This is a genomic window from Bradyrhizobium sp. USDA 4369 (assembly GCF_054056435.1).
The window spans coordinates 7,197,518-7,211,604 of sequence record NZ_JBSRYH010000001.1 but is presented as its reverse complement, the minus strand read 5'-3'; the positions used below and the strand labels follow the sequence as shown (position 1 = coordinate 7,211,604).

At 61.7% G+C, this 14,087-nt stretch carries 13 protein-coding genes and 1 pseudogene; 11 read left to right on the top strand and 3 right to left on the bottom strand.

From position 1 onward, the window contains the following. The first annotated feature begins 32 nt into the window (after window positions 1-32). From ACVIJ6_RS32760 to ACVIJ6_RS32730, 7 genes are all read left to right on the top strand, one after another. Window positions 33-1,574: an ABC transporter substrate-binding protein gene (locus tag ACVIJ6_RS32760; protein ID WP_456776101.1), complete on the top strand. Its 1,542-nt coding sequence runs from the start codon at window positions 33-35 to the stop codon at window positions 1,572-1,574. 26 nt (window positions 1,575-1,600) lie between these two features. Beyond that, a complete protein-coding gene (locus ACVIJ6_RS32755; RefSeq protein WP_456776100.1) occupies window positions 1,601-2,587 on the top strand; it encodes an ABC transporter permease in 987 nt (328 codons plus the stop codon). An 8-nt stretch (window positions 2,588-2,595) separates the two neighbouring features. Beyond that, window positions 2,596-3,531, top strand: a complete 936-nt coding sequence (locus ACVIJ6_RS32750) for an ABC transporter permease (RefSeq protein ID WP_456776099.1) — start codon at window positions 2,596-2,598, stop codon at window positions 3,529-3,531. Then, window positions 3,531-5,372: an ABC transporter ATP-binding protein gene (locus ACVIJ6_RS32745; protein ID WP_456776098.1), complete on the top strand. Its 1,842-nt coding sequence runs from the start codon at window positions 3,531-3,533 to the stop codon at window positions 5,370-5,372. Before ACVIJ6_RS32750 ends, ACVIJ6_RS32745 begins: the two co-directional genes overlap by 1 nt. Before the next feature lie 7 nt (window positions 5,373-5,379). Further along, window positions 5,380-6,144: a DeoR/GlpR family DNA-binding transcription regulator gene (locus ACVIJ6_RS32740; protein WP_456776097.1), complete on the top strand. Its 765-nt coding sequence runs from the start codon at window positions 5,380-5,382 to the stop codon at window positions 6,142-6,144. Between the two features lie 16 nt (window positions 6,145-6,160). Beyond that, entirely contained in the window at window positions 6,161-6,958 is a 798-nt protein-coding gene (hisN, locus tag ACVIJ6_RS32735) for a histidinol-phosphatase (RefSeq protein WP_456776096.1), read from the top strand. A 243-nt stretch (window positions 6,959-7,201) separates the two neighbouring features. Beyond that, window positions 7,202-8,301, top strand: a protein-coding gene (locus ACVIJ6_RS32730) for an IS3 family transposase (RefSeq protein WP_456776095.1) whose coding sequence is annotated in 2 segments (ribosomal slippage) — window positions 7,202-7,454 and window positions 7,454-8,301 — 1,101 coding nt in all. Because the reading frame shifts where the segments join, the coding sequence is not laid out codon by codon here. 481 nt (window positions 8,302-8,782) lie between these two features. Here the strand turns inward: ACVIJ6_RS32730 and ACVIJ6_RS32725 are convergent. Then, window positions 8,783-9,673, bottom strand: a complete 891-nt coding sequence (locus ACVIJ6_RS32725) for a LysR family transcriptional regulator (RefSeq protein WP_456776094.1) — start codon at window positions 9,671-9,673, stop codon at window positions 8,783-8,785. A gap of 114 nt (window positions 9,674-9,787) precedes the next feature. On the opposite strand from ACVIJ6_RS32725, the pseudogene ACVIJ6_RS32720 reads away from it, so the two are divergent. From ACVIJ6_RS32720 to ACVIJ6_RS32705, 4 genes and pseudogenes are all read left to right on the top strand, one after another. After that, window positions 9,788-10,316: pseudogene (locus ACVIJ6_RS32720) on the top strand (FMN-dependent NADH-azoreductase); the annotation flags it as partial. Window positions 10,317-10,406: 90 nt separating this feature from the next. Next, complete coding sequence (locus ACVIJ6_RS32715; RefSeq protein ID WP_456776093.1) at window positions 10,407-10,859, top strand: DoxX family protein; 453 nt, start codon at window positions 10,407-10,409, stop codon at window positions 10,857-10,859. Between the two features lie 61 nt (window positions 10,860-10,920). Further along, window positions 10,921-11,766, top strand: a complete 846-nt coding sequence (locus ACVIJ6_RS32710) for a pirin family protein (protein ID WP_456776092.1) — start codon at window positions 10,921-10,923, stop codon at window positions 11,764-11,766. A gap of 72 nt (window positions 11,767-11,838) precedes the next feature. Beyond that, complete coding sequence (locus ACVIJ6_RS32705; RefSeq protein WP_456776091.1) at window positions 11,839-12,453, top strand: NAD(P)-dependent oxidoreductase; 615 nt, start codon at window positions 11,839-11,841, stop codon at window positions 12,451-12,453. Between the two features lie 223 nt (window positions 12,454-12,676). Here ACVIJ6_RS32705 and ACVIJ6_RS32700 read toward each other — a convergent pair whose 3' ends face one another. Then, on the bottom strand, window positions 12,677-13,534 hold the full coding sequence (locus ACVIJ6_RS32700; RefSeq protein ID WP_456776090.1) for an IS3 family transposase: 858 nt from the start codon (window positions 13,532-13,534) through the stop codon (window positions 12,677-12,679). Then, window positions 13,531-13,932: a transposase gene (locus ACVIJ6_RS32695; protein WP_456776089.1), complete on the bottom strand. Its 402-nt coding sequence runs from the start codon at window positions 13,930-13,932 to the stop codon at window positions 13,531-13,533. Before ACVIJ6_RS32695 ends, ACVIJ6_RS32700 begins: the two co-directional genes overlap by 4 nt. Window positions 13,933-14,087: the final 155 nt, after the last annotated feature.

Genomic DNA, 14,087 nt, shown 5'->3' with positions numbered 1-14,087 from the left:
GTGTCGTGCCGCTCAAAGGAGGAATAAAGAGAATGTTGTTGGATCGACGCTCGCTTCTCAAGTCGGCGGCCGTGATGTCGCTTGCCGGACCGGCAGTCATCAGGCCGGCGTTCGCAGACGCCGGGGGAACCGTTCGATGGCTGACGGCCGAACCGACGACGGGAAACTGGGATCCCTCCGCGAACACCACGCTGGCGAACGTGCAAGTCGAAAACCTTGCGTTTGAGCCGTTGCTGGCGTTTCCAATGATCCCTGGGCCGGACGTTCTGAAGCCTCGTCCTGTGCTGGCGGAGAAGTTTACGATTGTTGATCCGCAGACGGTCGACATCGAGATTCGAAAGGGCGTTCGCTTCCATGACGGAAGCGAGTTGACCGCCGAAGATGTCAAAGCCTCACTCGACTATTACAGCCGGCCAAAGATCGCGCGTGCCTTTTATGGTGGACCCTTGCGTGTCACGATCAAAGGGCCAACCTCGCTCACGGTCAATACCGCCGATGCTGCCGTAACGTCGCATAAGTTCATGTTCCTTCAGTTCTTCGCGCCCATTCTTAGCGCGAAGGACATCGCGAATCCCAATGTGCTGCAGACCAATCTCAACGGCACCGGGCCGTTCCGTTACCTCGGAACGCAGAATGGTGCACACAGGTTCGAAGTCTTTGCCGGCTATTGGGGGTCTATCAAGCCGAAGATGGCCCAGTTGGTTGTGCGTCACGTGCCCGACAGCAATGCTCGCGTCCTCGCGCTGCTTTCGGGGGAGGCCGAGCTGATCGAGCGGCTGGAACCCGAGCAATACGAGAGTCTCAAGCAGAAGCCCCGCATTGCGACGAGCAAAGTGGCGTCGCTCGAAAACAAGTACCTCCACTTCCGGAACAACAAGAAGCCATTCGACGATTGGCGTGTTCGGCGCGCCGCCGCGGCAGCCATCGACAGGGATGCGATCCTGAGCATCGTCGGAGATGCCGGCTACGCGGCGGATTGCTTGTTGCCGCCGATGAAGCTCGGCTATGTGCCGCAACCCGACTATGGAAAATTCGACCCCGCATTGTGCCAAAAGTTGCTCGCGGAAGCCGGATACCCAAAGGGCGCCGGCATGCCCGAACTGGAATACATTACGTCATCGGGCTTCTATCCGAAGAGCAAGGAATATTGCGAGGCCGTCGCCGCCATGCTGCAGGCCCAAGGCTTCCCGGTGAAATTGACAGTCATGGAAGTCGCGGCCTGGAACGACCGTTACTACAATCCGAGTGCGGGTCACATGATTGACGGAGGCTGGTCACCGGCCACGCCCGAGCCGGATGTCCAACTGGTCTTGCAGTATTTTTCCAAGGTGGGCCTCATCACCGCGGCCAACGATCCCGAGATCGATCCGGTCTTGATCAAGGAGATGGCGGCTCCAACCATTGAAGAGCGCAAGAAGATCCTCCAAACCGAGACGCTCCCTGTCATTGCGAACAAGTTGCCGAACCTGGTGCTGTTCAACTCGAACATGCTTCACGCCCACTCAGACAGGCTGAAGGGAGCGATCATGAGTCCGGCGGCCTTGATCGATTTCACTCAGGCCGAAATGAGCTGACGCAGTCCAGAAGGCAGCTTGAACTTATGGCCTCCCTCCTTTCGTTTCTCGTGCGACGGATTGCGCAGGGGATCGTCATCGTGATCCTTGCGTCGTTCGTCGTATTCGGCCTGCTGCGGATAGGACCGGGAAGCCCTGCGCGCCTGCTGGCTGGCGGTCTGTCCGACCAGGCATCCGTCGACGCGCTGGCATCGTCGATGGGCTTGGCAGATCCCATTCCGGTCCAGTATGTCCGCTATATCAGGGATATCTTCCTACACGGTGACTTCGGGCGTTCCTACGTTCGCCCGAAATCAGGCGGCGCGGTCGGCGGAGGACACGCAGGCGACCCGACCAAGCGCGACCGCGCCGCTGTGCTGCAACTGATCGCCGACCGTCTTCCGCTCAGCTTGCAGCTTGCCGGCGTAGGATTGGGATTTGCCTTGATGTTATCGGTTCCCATCGGTCTTTTCGCCGGCTTGAATGCGACGCGCTGGCCCGAATCGGCGGCGCTGGTCGTGTCCTCGCTTCTGGTTTCGATGCCAAACTTCTGGTTCGCGGGTCTTCTTGTTCTGGCCGTCTCCATCCAGCTGCAATGGCTGCCGCCAGTGGGATACGCCGGGTTCTCCTACGTCATTCTTCCTGCGGTGGTCCTCGCGGTCGAAATTGCGCCGATCCTCGTTCGCGCCCTCTCGATGTCCATGGCAGCCACGCTGCAGAGGAGCTATGTGAAGATCGGTCCAGTGCGTGGCCTTACGCGGTGGCAGGTGGTGATCGGCCATGCGTTGCGGGGCGCTGCCGTGCCCTTGCTCAACACTTTCGGTGTGCTCCTCACCGGTCTGCTCGGCAGTCTGCTGGTGGTCGAGTTCATCTTCGACTATCCCGGCCTTGGCGCGATCACGGTCGAAGCGGTCATGCAGCGCGACTTTCCACTGATCCAGGGCATAGCCGTCGTCACCAGTGCGTTCTTCGTGATCGTCAACATCCTGGTCGACCTGCTTGCCGGGATGATCGATCCACGTTTGGACTATTGAGCACGCCGATGACCATTGTTCCCTCGCTACCTACACCGCAGGCCTCGGCGTCCTCGGAAGTGCTTCCTCTGCTCTCGCGGGAGCTCTCCGTCGGTCGACAGGTGTGGCTGATCACGCGCAAGTCCTACTGGTTTCGAATCGGCCTGGCGATCTTCGTCGCGCTTCTTCTGTTCGCGGCCGGCTACATCGTGCTGTTTCGCGTCGACCCCACGGCGATGCACTTCCCGAGCAAGCTGCTCCCTCCGGCCTTCATGGATAAGGGGCGCCTGGAATTCCCGCTGGGCACCGATCAACTCGGGCGCGATATGTTGTCGAGGAGCCTGATCGGTCTTCAGGTGTCGTTTGGCGTCGGTCTGGCGGCGACCCTGCTTGCATTCTGCGTCGGTTCTGCGGTGGGACTCTATGCAGGATTCCGCGGCGGCATCGTCGACCAGGTCTTGATGAGGCTCGTGGATGTGCAGCTTTCCATTCCGCCGATCATCCTCGCGATCACCATTCTTGGGCTGACGCGTCCCTCCATTCCTCTCGTCGTCGGCGTTCTGGCTCTGGCTGGCTGGCCGAACTATGCGCGACTGACTCGTGCTGGCGCTCTCGGCGAGCGCGACCAGGAATACGTTCGTGCCGCGCGCGTGGTGGGTGCCTCCGATTTGCGTATCCTCCTGTTGATGGTGGCGCCGATGACGCTGCCGCCGCTGGCATTCGCCGCCATCCTCGATCTGGCGCGGATGATGATCTTCGAGGCGACGCTGGATTTTCTGGGCATCGGCCTGCAGCCGCCGCTTCCGACGCTCGGCGTGATCATCGCCGATGGTCGCAAGTACCTGATCAATGCCTGGTGGGTGGCCGCTCTGCCCGGCCTGTTTCTGATGATCCTGCTTCTCGCGGTCAATATGATGGGGGTAGGCCTGGAGCGGGCGCGCAACACTGTCCTAGGGGGATGTTGATGAGCCCTCCGACGCTCTTGGATGTGGTCGACCTTGGGGTCACCTTGGCGAGCGCCCGCGGATCCGTTCCGATCCTGCAGGGCATAACCTTCGGCGTCAGCGCCAAGGAAGTTGTTGCCGTCGTCGGGCGTAGCGGCTCTGGCAAGAGTGTGCTGGCGCGAGCGCTCACCGGTTGGGTTGAACGTCCATTGTCGGTGCGGACGGGCTCCGTGCACTTCAAGAGACAGAATGTGCTGCAATCGTCTCCCGCGACCTTACGTCAGATTCGCGGGCGCGGCATCGGGTATGTCGGCGCCGATCCCGGCAACTTCTTCGATCCGACGATTCCCGTGGGCCACCAGATCGTAGAGAAGCTCCGTACCTGCCGACCAGACATCGGACGACGCGAAGCGTTTGACCGAGTCCTCGAACTCTTCACGTTGGTGAGGATCCCGGAGCCGCGTTACAGGATGGGCGAACTTCCATCCAAATATTCGGGTGGCATGATCCAGCGCGCGGCAATCGTCGATGCGATTGTAGGCGACGCCGAACTGATTATCGCCGACAATGTCACTCAACCGCTGGACGTCACCGTCGCGGCCCAGATCATCCGTCTGTTTTCCGATCTGCGGCAGCGATTGGATACGTCATTTGTTTTCGTCGCGTCCTCGCTGGCGATTGTAAAGGAGTTCGCGGATAGGCTTTTGGTTCTTGACCACGGACAGATCGTGGAGCGGTCGGATCCATATCGTCTGATCGAGAGTCCTGGTACGCCCTATTCGCGCGAGTTGGTGGATCAGAGTCCGAAAATCTGGGCAATCAACGAAAAGCCAACTCCGGGCATCGCCATGGATTCTTCGCGGCCGGCGGTTCTGTCCGTGAACAAGATTGCGCGGAGCTATCGCGCGCGTCGAAAGGGAACGTTGTTCGGCAAGCTCGCGATCCAGGCCGTGCGGGGCGTGAGCCTCGATGTCTTCCCAGGCGAAAGCATTGCCATCGTGGGGGAATCGGGCTGCGGCAAGTCGACGCTTATGCGCTTGCTGACCTGGCTGGAGGCCCCGGATGCAGGAGAGATTCGTGTTCTAGGCAGAGACGTCGCCCGGATGTCGTCGCGTCAACGTTTCGACCTGCGATCGCGTCTGCAACTTGTGCTGCAAGATCCCTACGGATCGATCCCGGCGCATTGGACCATCGGGCGGATCATCTCCGAACCATTGCGCCTGCATAGGCGGTCGGACGCCAAGACCCGAAGGGCTGAGGTCCAGAAGGTGATGGGCGAAGTCGGGCTTGATGCCGCATTGTTCGACAAGCTTCCGGTCGGCCTCTCCGCTGGGCAGCGCCAACGCATCAATGTGGCCAGGGCCTTGGTTCTTGAACCCAGTATTCTGCTGCTTGACGAAACGCTATCGGCGCTTGATCCGACCGAGCAGGGGCCGCTCCTCGAACTGTTTGAGCGGCTCCAGCGAAACCATTCGATCACATGCATTTTCATCAGCCATGACCTTGCCATGGTGCGCCGGGTGGCGTCCCGCGTTGCCGTGATGTATCTCGGTCGCATCGTCGAGGTCGGCAGCAATGAGCAGGTCTTCAGGTCGCCAAGACATCCCTACACGCGAGCGTTGCTGTCGGCCGCGCCGACCATTGAGCAGTCTCCGTTCGCCACGGCCGAGTATCTCGTTGACGGGGAGCCTCCATCCCCGATCCACTTGCCGCCAGGCTGCGCGTTCGCAAACCGCTGTCCCATCCGACAACCAATCTGCCTTGAGCAGGACGTCGCGCTACAGTCCTCGCCCGAAACGGGGGGCGTGGCGTGCCATTTCCCTATGACCGACACCGTCAGGTCGGCTCCGTCTTACGCGTGAGAAGCTAATGTGGGCTAAGGACAGGCATCACCTGATCATTTCGAAGCTTGCGGCCAACGAGCATATCGGCATCGATGCGTTGGTGGAGGAGCTACAGGTCTCGCGCGAGACCATCCGACGCGACATCATTACGCTCGAGGCCGAAGGCAAGCTTCGTCGCTTGCATGGGGGGGTGGCCCGCGTCGACGCTTCAGCCGAGCCTCCATTCGAAGCCCGGCTCAAGGTCAACGCCGCGGCGAAACGCAAGATCGGGCTGGCGGCGGCGCGGCTCGTTGAGCCAGGCATGCTGGTCGCGATCGATGCGGGTACGACGACGCTTGCTTTCGCTGACGCGATCGTGGGCATTCCAGATGTCTCGGTCGTGACCAACTCCTTCGACATCGCCCGTACGATTGTGACCGCCAGGCCTCACGCCGATGTCGTGCTGCTCGGCGGGCGCATAGGCAACCATGTTCCTGGTACCTTCGGCGAACTGACAGTTGCCGAGATACGACGGTTCTCGCCAGATATGGGAGTATTCTCGCCGGTCGCCCTGAGTGCCCAGCAGGGAGCGACCGATTTTCACCTGGTCGAAGCCGAATTCGCCAACGCCATGATCGCGTGCTCGAAACGCACTGTCGTCCTAGCAGATCACACCAAGCTCGATGAAGTGAGTCGCGTGCGAATCTGCGACTGCAATCAGATCGATGTCCTCGTCACGGATAAGGGCGCTTCGCAGAAGGCGTTGAAGGGCCTCTTATCTGCAGGCTTGGGCGAAGCGATCACGGACTGACCAAGATGGGACTCTCATGCAGTATACCGACTCGCCAGACTTGCCGAAACAGGAAGCCCTGTTGGCGTTTGCCTGCGCCATGGCCGATGCCGCAGGCGTGATCGCGCGTCGCTATTTTCGAAGCGTGCTCTCGTTTGAAAACAAGGCCGATGGCTCCCCCGTCACCCGCGCCGACCGCGACATCGAAGCGCTGTTGCGGGACATGATTCGCCAACGTTTTCCCGGCGACGGCGTGCTCGGCGAAGAACAAGATCCCGAGGCGTTGGATAGCGACCGGGTGTGGGTCATCGATCCGATCGACGGCACCAAGAGTTTCATGTCGGGGATGCCGACGTTCGGCACGTTGCTGGCCCTGGTCGAGCAGGGTAAGCCCCGCCTGGGGGTTATCGACATGCCCGCCCTTGGCGAGCGCTGGATCGGAACTGACGGGCGGGCGACGACGGTCAATGGCGCTGAATGCAGCACGCGGGATTGTATCAGTCTCGCCGATGCCGTGGTCTACACCACCTCTCCTGATATATTCAGCGCCGAGGAGGCCGAGCGCTTTGACCAGGTCAGCCGAGCCGCGGCCATGCGTCGGTTCGGGGGCGATTGCTACGCCTACGCGTTGCTCGCTTCGGGGCATGTCGATGCGGTGATCGAATCGTCGCTGAAGCCGTTCGACTATCTCGCTTTGGTTCCGGTGATTGAGGGCGCGGGCGGGATGATCACGGATTGGGACGGCCGAGCGCTCGGAATATCGAGCGGTGCGCGGGTGGTTGCCGCTGCGACAGCGCAATTGCATGCCGAGTTGCTGGAAGGGCTTAGGATCTGACCTGCGATGTATCGTCACGTCGTCGGTGGGGAGTCGTTCACTTTCCCGGATTTGCGCGATCTACTTGCCAAGGCATCACCATTTCGCTCGGGCGATGCGCTGTACGCATCCGGTGAAGGCCGCAGGTTGGTCAGGGCTGGGCGGTCTGATGGGGTGATCAAAGTTGACGTGCCCCCGCCAAATTAGGCCAGTTTGAACTGGAATTTTCCACTTATGATCCCACCCGGGACAGAGGAGAGTTCCATGAAGGCATCGAAGTTTTCGGAGGCTCAGATCGCATTTGTTCTGAAGCAGGCTGAGGACGGTACGGCGGTTGCGGAGGTTTGCCGCAAGGCCGGGATCAGCCAGGCGACGTATTTCAATTGGAAGAAGAAGTATGCCGGTCTGATGCCATCGGAGATGAAGCGGCTGCGCCAGCTCGAGGAGGAGAACGCCAAGCTCAAGCGGATCGTTGCGGACTTGTCGCTCGACAAGGCCATGCTGCAGGATGTGCTCTCAAAAAAGCTCTGAAGCCTGGCCGCAAGCGGGAGCTTGTCGACAAGGTGCGGAGCGACTGGAAGGTCTCGATCAGGCGGGCCTGTTCGACGCTTCGGATCGATCGCGCACTGTACGTCTACAAGTCGAAGCGCGGCGACCAGGCCGCCCTTAAAAATCGGATCAAGGACGTCTGCCAGACGCGGGTGAGATACGGATATCGCCGGGTCCATGTCCTGCTGCAACGTGACGGTTGGGCCGTCAACGTTAAGCGCGTCTATCGTCTCTACAGGGAATTAGGCCTGCAATTGCGCAATAAAACGCCGAGACGTCGCGTCAAGGCCAAGCTGCGCGAGGATCGTACCGACGCATCTCAGATCAATGAGACTTGGGCGATGGATTTCGTTCACGATCAGCTCGCTACCGGCCGCAAGATCCGGGTTCTTACGATCGTCGATACCTTCAGTCGCTTCTCACCAGCCGTCGATCCGCGCTTCAGCTATCGAGGCGAGGATGTCGTGCTGACTTTGGAACGCGTCTGCAAGGCCGTCGGCTACCCCAAGACTATTCGCGTCGATCAGGGGTCGGAGTTCATCTCCCGCGATCTCGACATCTGGGCTTACCAGAAGAATGTCATTCTCGACTTCTCCGGGCCAGGCAAGCCGACCGACAACAGCTTCATCGAATCCTTCAATGGCAAGTTCCGAAACGAGTGCCTGAACACGCACTGGTTCCTGAGCCTTGACGATGCCCGGCAGAAAATGGAGGATTGGCGTAGAGACTACAATGAGGTCCGGCCACATAGCGCGATCGGCAACAAGGCGCCGATTTCGCTGTTGAATGGCTCATCGGCGCCCCCGCCGGCATGAGCCTAACCCCGGAAAATTCCAGCCTCAGTTGGCCTAGTTTCGGGGAGCACTTCAAAGTCCAACCGGACTCTAAATGCTATTGGATGAAACTTCGGTGGCAGGTCAGAGGCCCGTTGCGGGCCCTGGAATGCGGCCCAAAGGGACGGCTGGTCCCGATTGATGCTGAAATCAGTGCAAAAAATTTGGCGGAAATTCTTGTTGAAAATCATCGCTGTATGATTTTGACGGTCTGCAGGTCGGTCTTCAGTGCTGAAATCAAGAAAAAACCAGCTAGATCAATTGTCTAGTTGAGCCGAAAATAATTGAGTGGGAGTGAGGAATAGTACGCGCGGCGGCTTCCGGATACTCGGGGCGAGGCGTTTTGATGCGAGTGTCGACGATAGATGTCGATGAGGGTGGGTCCCGAGCTCCGGGTCGGTTTTTGCGGCTGCAAAGCGGCTCCTGCGCGGGAAAACGCGGGGCGGGCGGCGGGGTCGATCACCTATCCCATCGCCTTGAGCCGATCTATCAACCAGCGACTGGCCTGCCCGGGCGGAGAGTCGGCGCGGTAGACGGCGGACAGTGGGATCGTCGTAGCCCCTTCCGCGTCCTCCAGCACCAAAGGGACGAGCGCGCCGCTGGCGAAATCGGCTTCGACCATGTGTCGAGGCATGCCGCCCCAGCCGAGCCCTGAGCGCAGGAAGGCGTGCTTGGCGCCGATGTCGGACAGCCGCCAGGTCTTTGGCGAGAACACGCGCAGGTCGCGCCCCTCGGTGATCGAGGAACGGTCCGTCAGGACGAGTTGCACGTGCTTCTCGGCTTCTGCGCGCGGGATCGGCGCAGGCGCGCGCGAAAGCGGATGCCGGGGCGACGCGACCATCAGATATTCGATGGCGAGCAGGCGCTCGCCGACGAGGTTCGGGTCGTTCATGGCGAGCGGACCGCGAATGCCGAAATGGCAGCGTCGGTCCAACACGGGCTCGATCACGGCGCCGAGGCCCTCCACCGCGATCCGCAGCGGCGTGTTTGCGAACGTGTGTTGAAAATCTTCGACGGCGGCGGTGAGCACGGCGGTCGGAAACAGGACGTTCACTGCGATGGACAACTCCGCCTCCAACCCGCCGGCGAGGCCCTTGGCGCGCGCCTTGAAAACATCCATGCCCCCCGCGACAGCCCGCGCGTCCGCGAGCAGAGCCTGACCTTGCGGCGTCAGCTTCGGGTATCGCCCCGAACGGTCGAACAGGCGGACCCCGATCTGCCCCTCCAGATTGGCGAGCGTCTGGCTCACCACCGACTGGGCGCGTTTGAGCCGCCGGCCGGCGGCGGAAAAGCTGCCGGCTTCGGCAGCGGCGATGAAGGTTCGCAACTGGTCGAGTGAAACGCCGTCGAGCATCTATCGGTTCCAGAGATACATAGTATCCAGACATATAGGCTTTTAAGAGTGGAGGGGAAGCCGCATCTTTGTCACGAGGCCGCGCCCTGACGGCGGCCCTTACAGGAGCTGCCCATGAACATTCTTCACATCGATTCCAGCATCCTTGGCGACGGATCGGTCAGCCGCACGCTGAGCCGGGAGATTGTCGAAACGCTGTCGCAGGACACCCCTGGCGCCCTCGTCACGCGGCGCGACCTCGCTGTAGAACCGCTCGACCACCTCACCGGCGCGCATGTGGCGGCGATGCGCGGCGCGCCCGCAAGCGCCGGGATCGAGGCGGATATCCGCGCCGGCGAGCGCGCGCTCGAGGAGTTTCTCGCCGCCGACATCGTCGTGATCGGCGCGCCCATGTATAATTTCAGTGTTCCCTCCCAGTTGAAAGCTTGGATCGATCGGCTCGCGGTGGTGGGCAAGACGTTCCGCTACGGGGAAAACGGTCCTGTCGGACTCGCCGGGGACAAGCGCGTCGTTGTCGCCTCGTCGCGCGGCGGCTTTTTCGGCGTCGACACGCCCTTCGCCGTCTTCGATCATGCAGGAAAACTATTTGCGCACACTATTTGGCTTTCTCGGCGTGACCCGGCTCGAATTCGTGCGTGCGGAAGGCGTCGCGGCTGGGCCGGAGGCGCGCGCCCGGGCGCTCGATGACGCCAGACGGCAAACCCGGGGCCTCGCGGCCTGAACTACAGCCATAATGAAATCGATCATGTCCGATCTTGCGTCTGCGGCCTCCGTGCCTTCCGCTTCCCGCGCCCGGCGCTTGAGTCTCGGTCTGTGGGTAGCCCAATGCGTTCTCGCCGCCCTGTTTGGCTTGGCCGGGGCGATGAAGACCACGATGGCGCCTGCGAGCCTTGCCGGCATGGGCCTCGCCTTTGCGCTCGACATTCCTCACGGCCTGCTGCTGTTCATCGGCTTCAGCGAACTTGCGGGGGCGCTCGGCTTAATCCTGCCGGCGGCGACCCGCATCCTGCCGTTCCTCACGCCGCTGGCGGCGCTCGGCTTCGCGCTGATCCAGGTGCTGGCGATCGGCTTTCATTTCATGCGCGGCGAACTTGGCGAAGTGCTGCCTCTCAACCTTGCGCTACTCGCGCTGTCGGCTTTCGTCGCCTGGGGCCGAACATTCAAGGCGCCGATCCTGGCCCGATGAACGGGCTTTCGAGGTCGGCGACCTCGCCGCCTTCACCTTCTTTTTCCTCAGAGATGCCGCCATGTCCTTGATCTTCTCTCCCTTGCTCACCCCGCAAACGCGTGGCCCCGGACGCCCTCTCTCGGTTCAGAGCTTCGACCTCCACGGCGCGGGCTTTCAGCGTTCGCCCATCGTCATGTTCGACGACTTCCGCGTGAATGGTCATCCCTTTGCGCCGCATCCGCACGCCGGCTTTTCGGCCGTGACCTACGTGTTCGATGATTCGCCCGGCCGCCTGCGCAGCCGCGATTCGCTCGGGGGCGATTACGTGGTTGGGCGTGGCGGTATCGTGTGGACGCAGGCGGCCCACGGCGTCATGCACGAGGAATTGCCCGCCGATCGGGGCGCTGAACTACACGGGCTGCAATTCTTCGTCAATCTGACCGGCGCCAACAAGGCGATCGCGCCGCAGGTGTTCGCCCTCGACGGCAACGAGGCGCCGGTCTGGACGGGCGGGGGCGGCGACCGTGTGAAGGTTGTCGTCGGCGATTACCGCGGCGTCGTCTCGCCTTTGCATCCGGCTGAGCCGTTCCAACTGCTCGACGTTCAGCTTTCGAGCCGGGTTGAGTTGACGTCGGCGCAGACCTGGTTCGGCGTGATCTATGCGCGTTACGACGCGGTTGAGATCGTCCACTCGGGCGGCGCCTTCCTGTTACCCGCCGGCAGTGCAATCGCGGTGGAGGGAGTCGGCGACTTCGTCCTCAACACCATCGGTAGATCCCGGCCGCTCTATCTCGCCGGCCCAGCGGTCAACGAGGCCGTGCTGCAGCACGGACCTTTCATCATGCGCGATCCGGCTGAGATCGAAGCGGCGATGAAGCGTCATGAACGCGGCGAAATGGGCTCGCTCGCGCCATATCGCGCCTGATCCAGACGCAAACAAGGAAAGACCAACTTATGACATTGAAGACGAACATCGTGGTTGTCGGCGGTTCCGGCTATGCGGGATCGGCCATCGTGCGGGAGGCGCGCCAAGCGCGGCCATGCCGTAACCTCGCTCAGCCGTTCGATCCCCGAGGCGAAGATCGACGGGGTGACCTATGTGGCCGCCGACGCTCTCAAGGGCCCGTTGCCGCTCGGCGAGGCGCAGGTGGTGGTGGGCGCGCTGTCGCCGCGCGGCGATCAGGTCGGAGCGCTCGCCAAGGCCTATGAAACACTGGCGGCGCAGGCGCGCGACATCGGTGCGCGCCTCGTTCTGGTCGGCGGCTTCTCCTGCCTGCGCCGCGAGGCAGGGGCCCCGCGCATGATCGAGGGCGAGACGTTCCCGCCGGACGTGCCGCAGGAGGTTGTGATCGAGGCGCGCGAGAACATGGGCGTGCTCAATCGTCTCATCGTCGACAAGACCGGCCTCGACTGGCTATTCGTCTCGCCGGGGATGGAGTTCTCCGCCTGGATGCCCGGCGAGGATCTCGGGCGCTATCGCGTGGGCGGCGAGGTCGCGTTGTTCGACGAAACCGGCAGGTCCGCGATCAGCGGCCCCGATTACGCCCGCGCGGTGCTGGACGAGATCGAGACGCCCAAATATCGCCGCGCACATATCGGCGTCGCTTACTGACGACGCGGCGTCAGGCTGCGGCCCGCCGCGACCACAGGAGGCCGGTCGAAATCCACGGCACGAAGGTGATCAGAAAACGAGGCCGACCAACCGCAGGGTCTCGGTGAGAGGGGTTTCGTGACAGGGTTCGACGGGTTTCGGTACGGATTTCGGTGACAGTGTTGGACTGCACCCCTCAAGTGAGACACGATAATCTCGGTGACAGTGCGGTTGCCACGACGTGTTATCGTGCGTTGTTTTGCGCTAACACGGCTTCGAACTCAAGAGGCGATCGATAGCCGAGTGCCGAGTGCAGGCGTTCTTTGTTGTAGACGTCCGCGATGAAGCTATCGATCCGGCGGCGCGCGTCTCTGATGTCGGAGAATGTCTTGCCGTTGACCTCTTCGGCCTTGAGCGTCTTCATGAAGCTTTCAGCTTTGGCGTTGTCGAACGGGTTGCCCGGCCTGCTCATGCTGATCGTGATGTCACGATCCGCCAAGATCTGGCGATAGGCAATCGAGGCGTATTGCACGCCGCGATCGGAGTGGTGGATCAGGCTGCCGCGCTGCGGCTTGCGGGCCTCGATTGCCCTGTCCAAAGCCGCAATCGCGAGTGAGGCATCGAGCTTGTTGTCGAAGGCCCAGCCGACTGCCTTGCGCGAGAAAGCGTCGAGGATGACGGCGAGGTAGGCGAAGGTCGTGGCGAGATGGACATAGGTGATGTCCGCCACCCAGATCTGGTCAGGAGCGGACGGCACCAGGCCGCGTACGAGATTGGGGACGACGACAATGTCCCTTGGCCGCTCTGCCGGCGGCTTCAGGAATGGCGCCTTGCGCTGTGCGAGAAGATTGTCCTCGCGCATCAGCCTGAGCACCTTCTTTGCATTGACGACCATGCCTTTGCGTCGGACCGTGGCCGTCACGCGCCGATAGCCGTAGAATGGATGCTTGAGGCAAATGCGCTGGATCTGGTCGCGCAGCTCGCAATCGGCCGTCTCGCGACTGCGTTTGTTGAGATGCCGGTAGTAGGTCGCGCGTGGCAGGCCGGCCAGACTGCAGAGCCGTTGCACGTCGGCGTGGGACTCCGTTGCTTCCGATGTCATGGCTTGGATGACTTCGATGATGCGGGTGCGGGTTTGCCTTGCGCTGCCGGCCGCTCCAATGCGCGCAAGGCTTGCCGAAAAAAATCGAGATCCATCTGCTGACGGCCGACAAGCCGTTCGAGCTCGGCGATACGAGCATTTACGCGCGTCAGCGCAGACCTCTTATCGTCATAGGTTGCTGTAGCTTTGAGCTTCCGGGGGCCGGACTTCGGCCCCGGTCTGCGGTTCAATCCGTCGGGCCCTTGGGCCCTCCAGGCCTTGATCCAGTCGTGCAGGATCTTGCGCGATATCCCAAGCTCGCGGGCCACAGGCAGAACGCCTTCGCCTCGCTCGACACGCTTGATTGCCTTCAGCTTGTAAGCCGTCGGAAACCGACGGTTCTTCCCTCTTGCTGCCACAGGTCATCCTCGGAATGCCTGTCACCGAGATTATCGTGTCTCACTTGAGGGGTGCAGTCCAGTGTATCAAACTCTTTGGCTCCCGTGGCTGCGCCGATTGAGCAGGTCTGATCGCGACGCAGCGCAGGCGGCTCGGACGGCTTGCAGCGGCGCGT

Coding starts and splice junctions, on each gene's coding strand:
- hisN (WP_456776096.1), top strand. CDS start 6,161: ATGCAGTATACCGACTCGCCAGACTTGCCGAAACAGGAAGCCCTGTTG.
- ACVIJ6_RS32700 (WP_456776090.1), bottom strand. CDS start 13,534: ATGACATCGGAAGCAACGGAGTCCCACGCCGACGTGCAACGGCTCTGC.
- ACVIJ6_RS32705 (WP_456776091.1), top strand. CDS start 11,839: ATGCGGGATCGGCCATCGTGCGGGAGGCGCGCCAAGCGCGGCCATGCC.
- ACVIJ6_RS32745 (WP_456776098.1), top strand. CDS start 3,531: ATGAGCCCTCCGACGCTCTTGGATGTGGTCGACCTTGGGGTCACCTTG.
- ACVIJ6_RS32750 (WP_456776099.1), top strand. CDS start 2,596: ATGACCATTGTTCCCTCGCTACCTACACCGCAGGCCTCGGCGTCCTCG.
- ACVIJ6_RS32715 (WP_456776093.1), top strand. CDS start 10,407: ATGAAATCGATCATGTCCGATCTTGCGTCTGCGGCCTCCGTGCCTTCC.
- ACVIJ6_RS32760 (WP_456776101.1), top strand. CDS start 33: ATGTTGTTGGATCGACGCTCGCTTCTCAAGTCGGCGGCCGTGATGTCG.
- ACVIJ6_RS32725 (WP_456776094.1), bottom strand. CDS start 9,673: ATGCTCGACGGCGTTTCACTCGACCAGTTGCGAACCTTCATCGCCGCT.
- ACVIJ6_RS32755 (WP_456776100.1), top strand. CDS start 1,601: ATGGCCTCCCTCCTTTCGTTTCTCGTGCGACGGATTGCGCAGGGGATC.
- ACVIJ6_RS32740 (WP_456776097.1), top strand. CDS start 5,380: ATGTGGGCTAAGGACAGGCATCACCTGATCATTTCGAAGCTTGCGGCC.
- ACVIJ6_RS32710 (WP_456776092.1), top strand. CDS start 10,921: ATGTCCTTGATCTTCTCTCCCTTGCTCACCCCGCAAACGCGTGGCCCC.